The sequence below is a fragment of the Pseudoalteromonas sp. PS1M3 genome (assembly GCF_016865405.1).
Taxonomy (GTDB): Bacteria; Pseudomonadota; Gammaproteobacteria; order Enterobacterales; family Alteromonadaceae; genus Pseudoalteromonas; species Pseudoalteromonas marina.
Genome location: NZ_AP022624.1, coordinates 72,993 through 90,163, shown reverse-complemented (window position 1 = coordinate 90,163; position 17,171 = coordinate 72,993). Strand labels below are relative to the sequence as shown.

Genomic DNA, 17,171 nt, shown 5'->3' with positions numbered 1-17,171 from the left:
AGTCATGGCGCTTGATCAAGCATCTGAAAAAAACAGTGATAATACAGATACATCGACCTTTTTGATGCTACCTAACTTTGTACTTTCGCTTGTTGAGCGCATTTTAAATCAAGCACTTAAACTCGACCCTAACGTTGCCCAAAAGCTAAACACGGTAAAACAACAGCGTTTACTTGTTGAAGTTAGAGACTGGCAACAAACCATACACGTTGTTTTTGCTGACGAAAAATTACACCTTTATGCCGCTGACAACAGCGATTATAGCGATTGCATGATCAGCGCCGATATAGACACGCTTGTTGCTCTTAAAAACCCAGCCATGCTTACACAGCTAATTCGTCAAGATAAACTCGATTTACAAGGCGACTTGAATATAGCGCAAGCATATAGCGGTGCATTTTCGGGGTTAGACATAGATTGGCCCGAACAGCTATCAAGCTATATTGGCGATGCGCCAGCTCAACAACTTTATTTGCATTTTATGTCGCTAAAGCGCCATGGTAGCAAAATTAACGCGCAACTAAGCACCACGTTGACAAGCTTATTTCAAGACGAGCTAGCTATTACGATTCACCCTTTAGAGCTTGCACAATTTAAACAACAAAACCGAGAGCTAAAAGGCCAAGTTGCCGCCATAGAGCAGCGTATAAACACTTTATTAAGCGCCAAAACACGCTAAGGACTTTTTGTGTCTTCTTCACGATTGTATTACATCACTAAAACATTACTTAGCTATGGTTTAGACGAATTAGTGCCTAAAAGTAAAACACCTTGGTTTGCAAAAATTGCCAGGGGGTGTTTATTTTGGCTACGAAATCAGCATAAAGAAAAACCTGCAGGACTGCGCTTACGTTTAGCATTACAAGAGCTAGGACCTGTATGGATTAAATTTGGCCAAATGCTGTCAACACGTCGCGATCTACTTCCTCACGATATCGCGCAAGAGCTTGCCTTTTTGCAAGACCAAGTTCAGCCTTTTGAAGGTGAATTGGCGCAACAAATTATAGAAAATGCACTCGATATTAATGACATTAGCGAGCTGTTTAGTGAATTTTCACAAACGCCATTGGCATCTGCATCAATAGCACAAGTGCATACTGCAACACTAGTTGACAACGATAATATTGAGCAAGATGTTGTTATTAAAGTAATTCGCCCAAACATCCATGAACAAATAAATGCAGACTTAGCATTAATGGAAAAGCTTGCTCAGGTGCTTGCTAATGTTCATAACGAATCAAAACGCTTGCGCCCTGTTGAAGTAGTAAAAGAGTATAAAAAAACACTGCTTGATGAATTAGACCTAATGCGTGAAGGTGCCAATGGCATTCAATTAAAACGTAATTTTGATGATTCAGATGCACTCTATATCCCTACTGTTTACAGTGATTACAGCCGAAGCAACGTGTTAGTGATGGAGCGTATTTACGGTATACCCGTGTCAGATACCGAGTCGTTAATAGCGCAAAATACAAATATGAAATTGCTTGCAGAACGTGGAGTAGAAGTGTTTTTTACACAAGTATTCAGAGATAGTTTTTTTCATGCAGACATGCATCCCGGTAATATTTTTGTATCTCGCGAGCATCCCGAAAACCCTAAATATATTGGTATTGATTGCGGTATTGTTGGTACCTTAAGCAAAGAAGATAAGCGCTATTTAGCAGAAAACTTTATCGCCTTTTTTAATCGCGACTATCGCCAAGTAGCCCAACTGCATGTTGACTCTGGCTGGGTTCCTGAAGATACCAGTATCGAAGAGTTTGAATTTGCTATTCGCACTGTTTGCGAACCTATTTTTAATAAGCCACTTGCTGAAATATCATTTGGGCATGTACTGGTAAATTTATTTAACACCGCGCGTCGATTTAATATGCAGGTGCAACCACAATTAGTACTACTTCAAAAAACATTACTCTATGTTGAAGGGCTGGGAAGACAGCTTTATCCTCAACTAGATTTATGGAAAACGGCTAAACCCTTCTTAGAGCAGTGGGTTAAAGAACAAGTAGGGCCGTTATCTGTCTTAAAACAAATGTATGCAAACCTACCATTCTGGGCAGAAAAAATGCCTGAGTTACCTGACTTGATTTATCAAAACTTAAAGCGCCCAGTGCGCACCCACGCAGTTGTAAAGCCAGCTTCTCATAAAGCGTTAGTGCTTAGCTTGTTGGGGAGTGCTACTTTGGTAGTGTCTGCACTGTGTTATTTGCAACATGATTTAATTGCTGCGGGCGTTACAGCAACCTGTTCCGCCGCGTGTTTTATTGCGGCATGGCGACACACATAAACAAAGTGCTATTTACGGTTTAGGGCGTATAATTAGTATTTAAAATATACATTTAATCATTTTATTATTTTATTATTTGGAGAGAACCATGGGATTGGGCGGCATTAGTATTTGGCAATTATTGATTGTTTTGGCAATCATTGTACTTCTTTTTGGTACTAAAAAATTACGCGGCATGGGGGGTGACTTAGGCGGTGCTGTTAAGGGGTTTAAAAAAGCAATGTCGGATGAAAAACCAACTGAAACAGACTCCCCTGAACAAATTCAAACGTCACAAAAAACGACGACTGATACTGAAAAAACAAAAGACACCGATAAGGCTTAATTAACATGGGCATGTGGGAGCTAGTTGTTGTTTTTATTGTAGGGCTTGTTGTATTAGGGCCTGAACGTTTACCCGTTGCAATAAGAACGGTTAGTCGCTGGATCAAAACTGTTAAATCTCTTGCTAACTCAGTTAAAGCTGAAGTGAGTGAAGAATTGCGCGTACACGAGCTCCACGAAAACCTAAAAAAAGCTGAGCAACAAAACCTACAAGACTTAAGCCCTGAATTACAAAGCTCATTAAGTGAGCTAAAACAGGCTGCAGAATCAGTGACTCACAGCTATAAAAAACAGCCACAAGAATCAGAACCTAACCAACAAATTGATGAAAAAAAGTGAATTTAATTTACCTTTCTATGGTCAACTTACTAAATGGTATAAATAAAAATGGTTGAGGAAGTAAAATCGGGGTTTGTAGCTCATTTAATAGAGCTGCGTGACAGGCTTATAAAATCACTGTTGAGTATTTTAGTTATTTTTATTGCAATAGTGTATTTTGCAAACGATATATACGCGTTTGTTGCACAGCCGTTAGTCTCTCATTTGCCAAGCACTGCAACCATGATTGCAACCGATGTCACTGCCCCCTTCTTTGCCCCATTTAAGCTGACTTTATTTGTTGCATTATTTGCGTCTATACCTTGGATATTGCATCAAATTTGGGGGTTCATAGCGCCGGGATTATATCAGCATGAAAAGAAAATGCTGATGCCTATTCTTGCTTCCAGTATTTTACTATTTTATGGCGGTATCGCATTTTGCTATTTTGTAGTGCTACCCATTATTTTAGGTTTTTTCACCAATACGGGGCCTGAAATGATGACCCTAGCGCCAGATATAAGTAGTTATTTAGGGTTTGTATTAAAGCTGTTTTTCGCGTTTGGCGTCGCATTTGAAATTCCAGTTGCTATTATGCTTTTGTGCTGGAGTGGTGCAACGACAACAACGAGCTTAAAAGAAAAGCGCCCTTATATTGTGGTGGGTGTTTTTGTTGTGGCGATGTTTTTAACGCCGCCCGATGTTTTATCGCAGACATTATTAGCATTTCCGATGTTGCTTTTGTTTGAATTAGGTTTAATTTTAGCGAAATTTTACACCGCTAAACCACGAGAAGAAGTTGAGGAATAAAATGAAAAAACAAATACTCTCACTACTGGTTATATTGAGCGCACCTGCATTTTCTGCGCAGTCAGACATTAATACTCAAACGCTAAAAGCGTGTAGCTTTATCGAAAATGACTTTAACCGTCTGTTGTGTTACGACAATACAATGGCGGGTAAACCACTTACACAATCTACAGTAACCCAAAAAGTGACAGCGCCAACAACAGCCACCAATGTCCCTGTTGTTGCAGTTGAAGCGCCAAAAGAAGACTTCGGTCTAGAGCACAAAGAAAATCACACAGAAAAAGACAGTGAAATAAAAGCAGCGGTCACATCTGTTGACAAAGCCCCCTATGGCGAGCTGATCATCACTTTAGATAACAACCAAAAATGGCGCCAAATTGGTTCTGATAGCATGCGTTTGAAGGAGTCTGATACTGTAACCATTACCCGCGGTGTATTTAACTCATTTTTATTACGTAAAGATGGTCAAAACCGTTCTATTCGCGTTAAACGAACTAAGTAATGCCTTACACACTGGTTGATGCTGGCGTTAACTTAACAAACCACCAGTTTGATGATGAGCATTCAGATGTCATCTCCCGCGCTCAAAGCGCGGGTGTTGAAAAAATGCTGCTTATTGGTTGCGACATCTCATCAAGTGAGCAATCTTTAGCACTTGCTAAAAGCTATCACTTGTTTTCAACCGCCGGTATTCATCCACATGATGCCAAAACAGCAACTGATTCATTAGAAGACCAATTAACATTGCTTGCCACTCAACCTCAGGTTGTTGCTATTGGTGAATGCGGGCTTGATTATAACCGTGATTTTTCGCCTCGAAATGTTCAACGTAGCGTATTGAGACGCCAACTTGCACTAGCCGAAAAGTTAAATTTACCGGTTTATTTGCATGAGCGTGATGCGAGTGATGACATGATCAATATTCTTACGGAGTTCAATGTTCGCGGTGTGCTTCACTGCTTTACAGGAGACGAAAACGCACTCAAAAGCTATTTAGCATTAGGGCTATACATTGGTATCACAGGGTGGGTTTGTGATGAAAGACGCGGACAAGCATTGCAAGCTTTAGTCCCAAGCATTCCCTTAAACCGCTTACTTATAGAAACTGATGCGCCTTTTTTAATTCCACGCACAGTTAAACCAAAGCCTAAGTCGCGAAGAAATGAGCCAGCACTATTAACGCATGTCTGCCAAACACTTGCCGAGCTATATCAAATAGATGCCAAGAGTGTGGCTAAGCAAACAACAGATAACTTTTATACTGTTTTTGGTTTAGAAGCCCGTTAATGAACAGTTTAAAGGCTGCTATTTGCCTACTTATAGTGCTTTTCACTTTTAAAAGCTTTGCGTCTACCGTAGTAATAAATTCAGATTTTTCATCCCATATCGTTACAAATCTCACTTATTCTTTTGAGCCTTCATCGATAGAAACAGCTTTACAACTTGAGCCTAATCAATGGCATTCGGTTAACACCAAACTGTTAAATTTTGGCCTAGAAAGCCGCCCTGTTTGGGTTACGTTTGAAATAAATAACACGTTAAATAGTCGCTTTAGTCCATTAATTTTAATAGACAATCCATTTTTAAATGAAGTTCAGCTGTTTCACTTGAGAAATGCACAAATACTGTCAGAAATGCGGCTAGGTGATTCATTCTCACTTGACGAACGTACTATAAAGAGTGAGTTTTTGTTAACTAAATTAACGCTTCCAGCAAGCTCCTCCACTCGGGTTATTCTCAAAGTTAGTAACCCATCAGGTTTACGTATCCCTATCAGTTTATGGCAACAAGATGTTTATTTAACTCAAAAAGAGGGTTTTAACTTAGTTTATGGATTAATGGTCGGCTTTTTAGCAGCACTGGCATTAAGCTGTATACTTTTGTATGGATTTACTCGAAAGCGCTATTTTGCACTAGCGGGAGCGATCACTTTCACGCTAGGGCTTTTTTTAGCGTACCTTGGCGGCTTTGGATTTCGTTACTTGCACCCAAATATTCCCACAATCCAACAAGTAATAATGCCAATATTACTTATTTTAATCGCGCTATTGTTTTTCCCTCTTCAACAACAAATGTGCAAGCCTCACGCTCAAAAAATTATACGTGTGCAAAAGTTAATAACAAAATTGCTTGCTGTCTCTCTATTATTTATTTGGCTACTTCCTAACTGGTTGGTCACTGCATATTGCCTAATATTAACCCCTCTTGTTTTAAGTCTGTACTGTTTAACAACCTACTTATCTACTCGCTCCCACCCTTCGAAATCTATAAATGCATTATTACTAGCTTTAGGCTTTTTTAATGCAGTAACGGTTTATTTTATTATAACCGTGATGGGATGGTACACCTTTGAAACGATGGGGTTGGTCATTATATCGGTGTTATTTTTTAGTTGTACATTTTGCTTGTGTTATGCAGTTATGAAGCAATTTATAACTGAACGAGATGAGCAGATAATCGAACAACAAACTGTGATTGCAGAAAGTACGGCTCAAGATACACTGTTAAAAGAGCGACTCGCACTTCAAGAAGAAGCTCAGTACGAGCTTGAATCACAAGTAGACGAGCGCACGTTTGAACTACAAGTAACACTTAGAGAACTTGAAGAAAAAAACAGAGAGCTTGAACAGCTCAATACAGAAGATGCACTAACAGGCGCTAAAAATCGCCGCTTTTTTGATAAGAAACTAGTAATGGAACTTCGTCGTTCTCGAAGAGAACAAACACCGCTAAGTATTATTATGATTGATATCGATCACTTTAAAACAATTAACGATACCTACGGGCACTTAAGTGGCGATAACGTGATAAAAGCAACTGCTGATATTATTAAACGCTTTTTGAAACGACCGCTGGATGAGGTCGCTCGCTATGGCGGTGAAGAGTTTGTAATTTTACTCCCTAACACTGCAAACCAAGGCGCCTTTGATATAGCAGAGCAAATACGACTAGATATATACCAAAACCCAGTCATTGTTGCAGGTGCTGAGATTAAATTTACGATTAGTGCCGGTGTATATACATTTATCGCTGATGATATAAATACCCCTGAGTTATTCACTGAATGCGCAGATAAAGCACTTTATAGCGCTAAGCAACAAGGTCGTAACCAAGTTGTTAATTTTGAAACTATACAATAGGAGCATAGTAATATGGCCCAATCTGGACTAGACCTTTTCCCATATACTCGTATGCGCAGAATGCGCCGCGATGACTTTTCTCGTCGTCTAATGGCCGAAAACCAACTTAGTGTAAATGACCTCATTTACCCTGTTTTTGTACTAGAAGGTAAGAATCGCCGAGAAATCATCGAATCAATGCCTGGAATTGAACGTTTATCGATTGATTTTTTGCTTGAAGAAGCGAAAGAGCTTGTAGATTTAGGTGTACCTGCCGTGGCTATTTTTCCGGTAACCCCTGGTGACAAAAAATCCCTGATGGCTGAAGAAGCCTACAGTGAAGATGGCTTAGCACAACGTACTGTACGCGCTTTAAAAGAAGCTTTTCCTGAGCTTGGGGTTATTACCGATGTAGCCCTTGACCCATTTACTACTCACGGTCAAGACGGCATTATTGATGATAAAGGTTATGTAATGAATGACATAACCACTGAAATTCTTGTTAAGCAGGCGCTTTCGCACGCCGAGGCAGGCGCAGATGTAGTTGCGCCATCTGACATGATGGATGGTCGTATTGGCGCTATTCGCGAAGCACTTGAAGCAGATGGCCATATTCATACACGTATTATGGCTTACTCAGCTAAATATGCGTCTAGCTACTACGGGCCTTTTAGAGATGCTGTAGGCTCTGCAGGTAACTTAAAAGGGGCCGATAAGAAAACCTATCAAATGGATCCTGCCAACTCAGATGAAGCAATTAGAGAAGTCGCGCTTGATTTACAAGAAGGTGCCGACATGGTGATGGTTAAACCCGGTATGCCCTACCTTGATATTGTGCGCCGCGTTAAAGACGAATTTGGTGTACCTACTTTCGCATATCAGGTTAGTGGAGAATACGCAATGCACAAAGCAGCGATTGATAACGGTTGGCTGAGCGAAGAAGCCACAATTATGGAGTCTTTACTCGCTTTTAAGCGCGCAGGGGCTGATGGCATATTAACCTATTTCGCTAAGCAAGCCGCGCAATACCTCACTAAAAAGTAAGTAATTGATAAAAAGGCGGTAAAACCGCCTTTTCGTTTACATTCATTAACATAATTGTATTATTTTTGTCATTTAGATTCTCTAAACTGGTGTCCCATTTTGGGATTTAAATACACGGGAATAATAAAAAATGTTAAAAACAAAAATAACGCCACTGGCGCTTGTACTAGCAGGTCTTAGTGCACCAGCGTCCGCTGATCTAATCATTTCTGAATATATTGAAGGTAGCAGTAATAATAAAGCCATTGAACTTTATAATAATGCTGATACCGAGATTTCTCTTGAAGGCTATGTTTTAGGACTTTATTCAAATGGTAGCAGTTCAGTTGGTAACTCGATTGATTTAACAGGTACATTAGCCGCTAATACTACCTACATAATTTCAAATCCGGGTGCAACAGCCGACATACTGGACATTGCAGATACAACTAGCACTGTGACTTACTACAACGGTGATGATGCCCTTGTTTTAACTAAAGACGGCGTGATTGTTGATAGCTTTGGCCAAGTGGGGGTTGATCCTGGGTCATTTTGGTCCGATGCTACGGCACAAACACAAAACAAAACGTTACGCCGTAAGCTAAGCATAACGTCAGGTCGCACCGATTCAACTGCTGAGTTTTTACCAAGTGAAGAGTGGGAACAGTTTGATATTGATACCTTTGACGGTCTCGGTTCTCATGCGGGTAATGGTGGCGGAACAGAGCCTGAACCAGATCCAATTGATCCAATCGTATGTGCTGCAGACAAAACGCTAATTAGTGCTATTCAAGGCGAAGGAAACGAAAGCCCACTAGTTGACACACTAGTAGAACTAGAAGGTATTGTTACTGCCGACTTCCAAGGCGATGATGAACTTAAAGGTTTCTTTGTAACTTCTCTTGCCGCTGATGAAGATACAAACCCACTAACTTCTGAAGGTGTGTTTGTTTACTTTGCAGATACAGATGTAAACGTTGGCGATCACGTACGCGTTCAAGGTACAGTTGATGAATACTACGATTCAACGCAAATTTCTGATGTTGTTCAAGTTGCGGTATGTGCAACGGGTCAATCAGTAAGCGCCACTAAAATTTCTTTACCTTTAGCAAGCCAAGATGATTTAGAAGCCTTTGAAGGCATGCTGGTTACTTTAGACCAAGAGTTAGTTGTAACAAATAACTTTGGTTTAGGCCGTTACGGTGAAGTTGAGCTTGCAACAGAACGTTTATACCAAGGCACACAAGTTGCTATGCCTGGCGATGCAGCTAACGCTGTTGAAGTAGAAAACCTAACTAAAAAAATCTTAGTTGATGACGGTTCAACTGTTCAAAACTCAGATCCTACTGCTTACCCGACCCCAGGTTTATCAGCAGAAAACACATTACGTACAGGCGATAGTGTGAACAGCGTAACAGGCGCATTAGCGTATAGCTTTAGCACATACCGTATTCACCCAACAGTTGCACCGCAGTTTATTGCAACTAATCCACGTGAAGACGCACCGGAACTAAATCCTGAAGCAGACTTACGTGTTGCAAGCTTTAACGCTCTAAACTACTTCAACGGTGACGGCCAAGGCGCTGGTTTCCCAACCAGCCGCGGTGCTGACTCACTTGAAGAGTTGGTTCGCCAAGAAGCTAAGTTAGTAAGTGCAATTAGCGCAATGCAAGCTGACGTTGTTGGTTTAATGGAAATTGAAAACGATGGCTTTGGTGAGTTTAGTGCAATTGCAAGTTTAGTAAACGCACTAAATGATGCTGACAGTGCTAACGAATATGCTTTTGTAGACTTTAATGTTAACCAAGTAGGTACTGACGCAATTACAACAGCACTTATTTACCGCGCAAACAAAGTTGAAGAAGTAGGGTCTGCTGCTATTACTACCGCAGCACCATTTGATTTCAGCAACCGTACACCTATCGCACAAAGCTTTAAATCGTTAGAGTCGCAAGAAGTATTTACTGTTGCTGTAGCGCACTTAAAATCAAAAGGCGGTTGTGGTAGTGCAAGTGGCGCTAATGAAGATCAAAACGATGGTCAAGCATGTTGGAATGAAATCCGTACAGAAGGTGCAAGCGCATTTGCTGATTGGTTAGACAGCAAACCAACAGGTGTAGACGACGAAGATATTATCTTAGTGGGTGATATGAACGCCTACGCGATGGAAGATCCAATTCGCAAATTTGACGAAAAAGGCTACAAAAATGTTGTTGCTGAGCTTGATGGTAATACATTAGCTTACTCTTACAGCTTCTCAGGCCGCGCTGGTAGCCTTGACCATGCTGTGGCGACTGAGTCTTTACTTAGTAAAGTAGTGGCTGCTAAAGATTGGCACATTAATGCCGATGAGCCTATCGTACTTGATTACAATGTAGAGTTTAAGAGCGAAGGGCATCAGTCTACTCTTTACTCAGAAAGTGCATACCGCGCGTCTGATCATGACCCTGTGATTGTTGATATCAAATCTGAAGTTGTGCTTACACCAGAAGAACAGACTCCTGTGGTTGCCCCAGATCAAGTATTCTCTATTGATGAAAACAGCGCTGTAGGTACTGTTATTGGCATGCTTGATTACTCAGATCCTAACCCTGAAGATTCACCTGTTGTTAAATTTATCGTGTCTGAAAACGATAGTGTGTCAATTAATGATCAAGGTCAGCTAATTGTTGCTGGTGAAATTGATTATGAATTTGAAAACCGCATTACGTTTACTGTACAAGTTGAAGATAGCGTTGGTAACGTATCAAAAGCTGAAAAAGTTGCTGTGAAGGTAAATAACTTGCGTTCAGATGATGATAACGATGCTGGCTCATTGCTTTGGTTATCTCTTCTTTTAGCACCACTTTCTATAGTGCGTCGCTTTAAAAAGAAATAATTAGCTTAAAGTAAGAAATAAAAAGCCGCATTCGCGGCTTTTTTTATTCCTCTGTAAAAATAATTCAGACAAGCTTCAGCTATCCCCCCTTAATATCTTTTGCGTTAGGTAGTTCATTTTTTATTAAATGTAACTTTACAAACCTCGTAACTTCAGTACTTAACATCAAATTCATAGATTAATTTAGGCTTACCCATTAAGTAAAAAAATCACTTTTAAATGTGACCTAGCCGTTTTCATAAAGGAAGAAAAAATGAAGCAACTTATCAAATTAACAACACGATGGCAGTCTCATACTAAATCGATTTTGGGTTTATTTATTGCACTTTCAACATTTGCAGTTAGTAACCAAGCATTAGCAAGTACCACCAAAGCCTCTATTTCACAAAGTAGTTTATTTGATGTTATCAGCGCACGTGCAAAAAAATTAGCCAGTGAAGACTATAAGGCGCCAAACAATATTGAACTTGATGCACTAAATAACATTAATTATCAAGATTACCGCTCCATTCGTTTTAAGCAAGATCAAGCTGTTTGGAAAGATGATGGTTTGTATGAATTACAGCTATTTCATCCTGGTTTTTTATACAAAACACCGGTGACAATAAATACTGTTGATAGCGACTCAAAACACAGCAGACTTCCCTTTAATACTGACTTTTATAATTACGATGGAACGGCTGCACCGCTAAAAGATGAGTTAACTAAAAGCACAACCAATACACAGCTTGGCCATGCAGGTTTTAGGCTTCACTACCCTTTAAATACTAATACTTATAAAGATGAGATTATGGTGTTTCAAGGTGCTTCTTATTTTCGTGTTGTAGGTCCAAACCAAGTTTATGGCCTTTCAGCTCGCGGATTAGCAATTGATACAGCGCTAGCATCTGGCGAAGAGTTCCCTATGTTTAAAGAGTTTTGGCTAGTAAAACCGACAGCAGAACAGACTAACATTGTACTGTTTGCATTACTTGATAGCCCATCAGTATCAGGCGCTTATAAATTTAATATTGACCCTACTACCAACACAACCGTTAAAATAGACATGCAAATATTTGCCCGTAAAGACGTGAAAAAGTTAGGCATCGCACCACTAACAAGCATGTTTTATCATGGTGAAAATAGCACAAAATTTTTTGATGATTATCGTCCTGAGGTGCATGACTCTGATGGTTTGTTAACTCAATCACAGGATGACAAGTGGGTATGGCGCCCACTGAATAATCCATCGCAACTGAGTGTTACGTCATTTGCGTACGAAAACCCTAAAGGTTTTGGGCTTGCGCAACGCGACCGTGACTTTAATAACTATTTTGATATAGAAGCACATTACCATGATCGCCCAAGCCTGTGGATTGAACCTCAGGGTGAATGGGGCAATGGCCGTGTTGAGCTAGTAGAAATTCCAACAGATACCGAAACAAACGACAACATTGTTAGCTACTGGGTACCAGAAAACCCCTTCAAAGCAGGTGATTCATTAAAACTTAGCTACAAAATGAGTACGTTTAATAGCAGTTTAAACAAACATGAAAAAGCACATGTAGTTCGTACTCGTATCGGCAGCGCGGCATTGCCCGGTGAAGATAACCCGCCACCACAAAGTCATCGTCAATTCACTGTTGATTTTTCAGGCCCTGCTCTAAATGCTCTCTCTGAACAACTTAAGTTAAATGCAGATATTCAGCTAACTACGGGTGAAGTAAGTGATGTATCCGTTCAAAAGCTGCCTGAAGGGTACGGCTGGCGTGTTGCTTTTAAAATTGCACCACAAGACGACAAACCCGTCGATATGCGCTTATCGTTAAAACTACGTGACAAAGACATTAGTGAGGTATGGAGCTATGTTTGGTATCCAAATGACATTAAGTAAGCAAAAAAAGGGAACGACAATGCCATTTAAAACAGCTCGTGTATGGCTTTTTGCAATTGCCGCTATATTCATATCAGGCTATGGCATATCAATCATGTTCGACATACTTAACTCAAACGGCATGACGTTGCTTGAGTATGCACTACTTGTCTTATTTTCTATTACATTTGCATGGATAGTAACGGCATTTTGTAGTGGCACAATAGGGTTTGTATTACAGCTATTTCGTATCGATCCACTTACCTTAAAGCGCATAAAACCAATCGCGATCCACGCCCAAGCTATTGCTAAGCAAAAAACAGCGGTTGTAATGCCTATTTACAACGAAGACACCCACCGTGTAATTGCTGGTTTTGAAGTAAGTCTAGCGTCGCTTAAAGAGACCGGACAGCTCGAACACTTTGACTTTTACTTACTAAGCGATACACAAGACCCGCAGATAGCCGAGAATGAACTCAATGCATGGCACGCAATGTGCGAGCGCTTAGGAGATACTGCCAAACATATTTTTTATCGCCGCCGTGAAGACAATAAACACCGCAAAGTAGGCAACCTAACGGATTTTTGTGAACGCTGGGGTAGTAAATACGATCATATGATTGTACTCGATGCAGACAGTATAATGACTGGCAAGTGTATGCTTGAGCTAACAACTAGCATGCTAAATAACCCACAAGCAGGTCTTATTCAGACAATCCCTATTCCGGTTCGCCAAGATACTTTTTTTGGTCGCTTTTTACAATTCGCATCGGTACTCTACAGCCCCATGCTAGCTACTGGCTCTGCTTTTTGGCAAACCGATCAAGCTAACTACTGGGGACATAACGCAATTATAAGGGTCGATGCCTTCATTAAATGTTGTGGCTTACCTACGTTAAAAGGGAATGCCCCCTTTGGTGGTGAAATTCTCAGCCACGACTTTGTTGAAGCTTCTTTACTTCACTCAGCAGATTGGGATGTATTGTTGTTATCTGAAATTGAAGGTAGCTATGAAGAAGTTCCAAGCAATATATTAGATTACGCAATTCGTGATAGGCGCTGGGTACAAGGCAATATTCAACACCTTGGTTTATTGTCATCAAATAAATTAAAGCTTATGAGTAAGTTTCATTTTTTACTGGGTGCCACAGCATATATATCGTCGCTTATTTGGCTATCAATGCTCGCATTAAGTACTATTGATGCAGTTACCCGCGCATTAAACAGTGATGTCTATTTTAATCGTGCTTATCAGTTATTTCCTACATGGCAAATAGCTAAAACAGATTTAATTGACTCATTACTTTATTTAACCATTATTATTTTATTAATGCCTAAGTTAATGGGGGTCATTGTTACCCTAGTCCACAGAAATAAGCGTTTTGGTGGGTCAATTAAACTCATAGCTGGTTCAATTATTGAAACTTTGTTTGCCGTTATTGTGGCACCGCTGATGATGGTTTTTCATGCTTACTTTGTAGTATGTGTATTTTTAGGTAAAAAAGTAACGTGGGATGCTCAACCGCGAGAAGGCCGCATGGTGTCGTGGAAAGAAGCCTTTGGCTATACACTATTTTCAACCGTAGTTGCAGTTGTTTGGGGCGGGGTTGCTTATTACTTTACCCCTGTATTTTTCTGGTGGTTATCACCTATTTTATTAGGGCTGATACTTGCAGCTCCCATTGTTCGTTACTCGAGTAGTATTAAGTTTGGCTTAGCGCTCAGAAAACTAGGTATATTTATATGCCCTAGTGAAGTCGATAACAGCAAAACACTCGCTGCACTTAAAGTACATTTACAAACAGTATCAGTACCAAGCAAAGGACAATACCCTGAAGCTTTGCCAGTACTACCAGCAGAGCAATTAACAACAATGCCAGTACAACGTTTTCATCGTGTTCGTAAGCTAAAAATCAAAACCCTCAAAGCAAAGTTAATTAGAAGGTTTAATTAACCGTACCATCACACTAAAAAGGAGCGCTTAGCGCTCCTTTTTTTATGCTTAAAATATATGCTAACTATAGATTTCACAGAAGCTAGAAAAAATTTTAACCAATAAAAAACCCGCAACATGTGCGGGTTTTTTTAGAGTTTAAAAGGCTAATTACTTAGCAGCTTTTTTCTCTTTTTCTGCAGCGATTACCGTTTCAGATACGTTAGCTGGACAAGGTGCGTAGTGTGAGAACTCCATAGAGAACTGACCACGACCTGATGTCATTGTACGTAGTGAACCGATGTAACCAAACATTTCTGATAACGGAACGTCAGCTTTAATGCGAACGCCAGTTAAACCAGCTTCTTGGTCGCTTAGCATACCACGACGACGGTTAAGGTCACCGATTACGTCACCAACGTGATCTTCTGGAGTGAACACGTCAACTTTCATGATTGGCTCAAGAAGTTGTGCGCCCGCTTTAGGGATCGATTGACGGAAAGCGCCTTTAGCAGCGATTTCGAATGCGATTGCAGATGAATCCACGGCGTGGAAGCCACCGTCGAAAAGTTCTACTTCAACGTCAAGTACAGGGAAGCCAGCTAGCACACCCTCTTGCATCATTGATTTAAAGCCTTTCTCAACTGCAGGCCAGAATTCTTTAGGTACGTTACCACCAACAACTGATGATGTGAACGTGAAGCCTGAACCCACTTCGCCTGGCTTGATGCGGTAATCAATTTTACCGAACTGACCAGAACCACCAGATTGTTTCTTATGCGTGTAGCTATCTTCGATTTCACGAGTGATAGTTTCACGGTAAGCAACCTGTGGTTGACCAACAATAAGGTCTACACCGTAAGTACGCTTAAGGATATCTACTTTGATATCTAAGTGAAGCTCACCCATACCTTTAAGGATAGTTTCGCCTGAATCTTCATCAGTCTCAACTTGGAAAGATGGATCTTCTGCAACCATTTTACCGATAGCAACACCCATTTTCTCATTACCGCCTTTATCTTTAGGCTGTACAGCAATCGAGATTACTGGCGTTGGGAATACCATTGGTTCAAGTGTTACTGGGTGCTTGGGATCACAAAGAGTGTGACCAGTTTGCACGTTCTTCATACCAACGATAGCGATGATATCGCCCGCTTGCGCTGAAGTAAGCTCTTTACGCTCGTCAGCTTGCATTTCTACCATGCGGCCAACACGTTCTGTTTTACCAGTAAACGCATTAAGGATAGTGTCACCCTTGTTAAGCTTACCAGAGTAGATACGTACGAATGTTAATGCACCAAAGCGGTCATCCATGATTTTGAATGCAAGCGCTTTGAAAGGTTCGTCTGCAGAAACAATTGCAAACTCGCCGTTTTCATTACCTTCTTCATCCATAAGAGGTTGAGGATCAACTTCTGTAGGAGCAGGTAAGTAATCAACAACAGCGTCAAGTACAAGTTGAACACCTTTGTTTTTAAATGCAGAACCACAGAACGTTGGGAAGAACGCAAGGTCACGAGTACCTTTACGGATACAACGTTTGATATCTTCAACAGAAGGTACTTCACCTTCCATGTACGCTTCCATTAGGTCATCGTCTTGCTCTACAGCAGTTTCGATAAGCATTTCATGGTATTCTTCAGTTTTTTCTACCATGTCTGCAGGAACGTCTGTGATTTCGTAGTTTTCAGGAAGACCAGTGTCATCCCAAACGTATGCTTTTTTCTCTAATACGTCTACAACACCAACAAAATCATCTTCAATACCGATTGGTAAAGTCATGATTAATGGTACTGCACCAAGTACTTTACGTACTTGCTCAGTTACACGGTAAAAATCAGCACCCATACGGTCTAATTTATTTACGAAAATAATACGTGCAACTTCTGATTCGTTCGCGTAGCGCCAGTTAGTTTCTGATTGTGGCTCAACACCACCAGAACCACAGAATACACCAACACCGCCATCTAATACTTTAAGTGAACGGTAAACTTCAACTGTGAAGTCAACGTGTCCAGGAGTATCGATAACGTTGAAACGGTGATCTTTCCAGAAACAGCTTACTGCCGCAGACTGGATAGTAATACCGCGCTCAGCTTCTTGATCCATGAAATCGGTAGTAGATTCACCATCATGAACCTCACCTGTTTTGTGGATAGTACCTGTAAGCTTCAGGATACGCTCAGTAGTCGTGGTTTTACCCGCATCAACGTGCGCGAAAATACCAATGTTTCTGTACTTCGATAAATCTGCCATTATTTTACTCTTAATAAAGTCGATAAATTATTCGGCGGGAGTATAGCATTACTTAAAGCGAACATCACCATAGAAGTCGCTTAAAATGCAATCAATTCACTATATTTTTTTTACAAAGAGAATATATTAACGGTACAACACGCTGTTTATTATATAAACCAATAAAAACGTTAGGCTTTATTTCATAAACACTGCATTTTAAATAATGCTTTTTAATTTTGTATCGGTAACTTAAAAGGCCTTATTGATATCGAGCATATTGTTATGTTTAATAATTTTTACTGCAGCTGCGCCCTTTAAGGTATAAATAAATAGTCGTAAATTCTCCCATAAACACATTGAAGAAAGGTTTATTTAATTAAAGTTAA

13 protein-coding genes are annotated in these 17,171 nt (G+C 40.3%); 12 read left to right on the top strand and 1 reads right to left on the bottom strand.

Features of this window, described 5'->3' with window-relative positions; translation table 11 throughout:
- Positions 1-4: 4 nt before the first annotated feature.
- From PS1M3_RS00440 to mdoH, 12 genes are all read left to right on the top strand, one after another.
- Complete coding sequence (locus PS1M3_RS00440) at positions 5-679, top strand: SCP2 domain-containing protein (protein ID WP_039038481.1); 675 nt, start codon at positions 5-7, stop codon at positions 677-679.
- 9 nt (positions 680-688) lie between these two features.
- The gene (ubiB, locus tag PS1M3_RS00435; RefSeq protein WP_008127149.1) at positions 689-2,290 is read left to right on the top strand and encodes a ubiquinone biosynthesis regulatory protein kinase UbiB; all 1,602 of its coding nucleotides are present in this window, start codon (positions 689-691) and stop codon (positions 2,288-2,290) included.
- 88 nt (positions 2,291-2,378) lie between these two features.
- The gene (gene tatA, locus PS1M3_RS00430; protein ID WP_008127151.1) at positions 2,379-2,615 is read left to right on the top strand and encodes a Sec-independent protein translocase subunit TatA; all 237 of its coding nucleotides are present in this window, start codon (positions 2,379-2,381) and stop codon (positions 2,613-2,615) included.
- A gap of 5 nt (positions 2,616-2,620) precedes the next feature.
- Positions 2,621-2,953, top strand: coding sequence for a Sec-independent protein translocase protein TatB (tatB, locus tag PS1M3_RS00425; protein WP_006793860.1), 333 nt, complete (start codon positions 2,621-2,623; stop codon positions 2,951-2,953).
- Between the two features lie 48 nt (positions 2,954-3,001).
- Positions 3,002-3,742, top strand: a complete 741-nt coding sequence (gene tatC / locus PS1M3_RS00420; RefSeq protein ID WP_006793859.1) for a twin-arginine translocase subunit TatC — start codon at positions 3,002-3,004, stop codon at positions 3,740-3,742.
- Between the two features lies 1 nt (position 3,743).
- Complete coding sequence (locus tag PS1M3_RS00415; RefSeq protein WP_008127154.1) at positions 3,744-4,244, top strand: hypothetical protein; 501 nt, start codon at positions 3,744-3,746, stop codon at positions 4,242-4,244.
- Complete coding sequence (locus PS1M3_RS00410) at positions 4,244-5,029, top strand: TatD family hydrolase (protein WP_203985694.1); 786 nt, start codon at positions 4,244-4,246, stop codon at positions 5,027-5,029. The genes PS1M3_RS00415 and PS1M3_RS00410 overlap by 1 nt, the downstream gene beginning before the upstream one ends.
- A complete protein-coding gene (locus PS1M3_RS00405; RefSeq protein ID WP_203985691.1) occupies positions 5,029-6,882 on the top strand; it encodes a diguanylate cyclase in 1,854 nt (617 codons plus the stop codon). The genes PS1M3_RS00410 and PS1M3_RS00405 overlap by 1 nt, the downstream gene beginning before the upstream one ends.
- A gap of 12 nt (positions 6,883-6,894) precedes the next feature.
- Entirely contained in the window at positions 6,895-7,905 is a 1,011-nt protein-coding gene (gene hemB / locus PS1M3_RS00400; RefSeq protein ID WP_203985688.1) for a porphobilinogen synthase, read from the top strand.
- Between the two features lie 130 nt (positions 7,906-8,035).
- Positions 8,036-10,762, top strand: a complete 2,727-nt coding sequence (locus PS1M3_RS00395; RefSeq protein ID WP_203985685.1) for an ExeM/NucH family extracellular endonuclease — start codon at positions 8,036-8,038, stop codon at positions 10,760-10,762.
- A gap of 253 nt (positions 10,763-11,015) precedes the next feature.
- Entirely contained in the window at positions 11,016-12,635 is a 1,620-nt protein-coding gene (locus PS1M3_RS00390) for a glucan biosynthesis protein (protein ID WP_203985682.1), read from the top strand.
- Positions 12,607-14,568 carry a glucans biosynthesis glucosyltransferase MdoH gene (mdoH, locus tag PS1M3_RS00385; RefSeq protein ID WP_203985679.1) on the top strand — a complete coding sequence of 654 codons (1,962 nt, stop codon included), beginning with the start codon at positions 12,607-12,609 and terminating at the stop codon, positions 14,566-14,568. Before PS1M3_RS00390 ends, mdoH begins: the two co-directional genes overlap by 29 nt.
- 150 nt (positions 14,569-14,718) lie before the next feature.
- On the opposite strand, the gene fusA is transcribed toward mdoH, so the two are convergent.
- Positions 14,719-16,803 (bottom strand): elongation factor G, encoded by a 2,085-nt coding sequence (fusA, locus tag PS1M3_RS00380; protein ID WP_010558083.1) that lies wholly within the window; start codon positions 16,801-16,803, stop codon positions 14,719-14,721.
- Positions 16,804-17,171 lie beyond the last annotated feature (368 nt).

Coding starts and splice junctions, on each gene's coding strand:
- PS1M3_RS00440 (WP_039038481.1), top strand. CDS start 5: ATGGCGCTTGATCAAGCATCTGAAAAAAACAGTGATAATACAGATACA.
- tatA (WP_008127151.1), top strand. CDS start 2,379: ATGGGATTGGGCGGCATTAGTATTTGGCAATTATTGATTGTTTTGGCA.
- tatB (WP_006793860.1), top strand. CDS start 2,621: ATGGGCATGTGGGAGCTAGTTGTTGTTTTTATTGTAGGGCTTGTTGTA.
- tatC (WP_006793859.1), top strand. CDS start 3,002: ATGGTTGAGGAAGTAAAATCGGGGTTTGTAGCTCATTTAATAGAGCTG.
- PS1M3_RS00415 (WP_008127154.1), top strand. CDS start 3,744: ATGAAAAAACAAATACTCTCACTACTGGTTATATTGAGCGCACCTGCA.
- PS1M3_RS00410 (WP_203985694.1), top strand. CDS start 4,244: ATGCCTTACACACTGGTTGATGCTGGCGTTAACTTAACAAACCACCAG.
- PS1M3_RS00405 (WP_203985691.1), top strand. CDS start 5,029: ATGAACAGTTTAAAGGCTGCTATTTGCCTACTTATAGTGCTTTTCACT.
- hemB (WP_203985688.1), top strand. CDS start 6,895: ATGGCCCAATCTGGACTAGACCTTTTCCCATATACTCGTATGCGCAGA.
- PS1M3_RS00395 (WP_203985685.1), top strand. CDS start 8,036: ATGTTAAAAACAAAAATAACGCCACTGGCGCTTGTACTAGCAGGTCTT.
- PS1M3_RS00390 (WP_203985682.1), top strand. CDS start 11,016: ATGAAGCAACTTATCAAATTAACAACACGATGGCAGTCTCATACTAAA.
- mdoH (WP_203985679.1), top strand. CDS start 12,607: ATGTTTGGTATCCAAATGACATTAAGTAAGCAAAAAAAGGGAACGACA.
- fusA (WP_010558083.1), bottom strand. CDS start 16,803: ATGGCAGATTTATCGAAGTACAGAAACATTGGTATTTTCGCGCACGTT.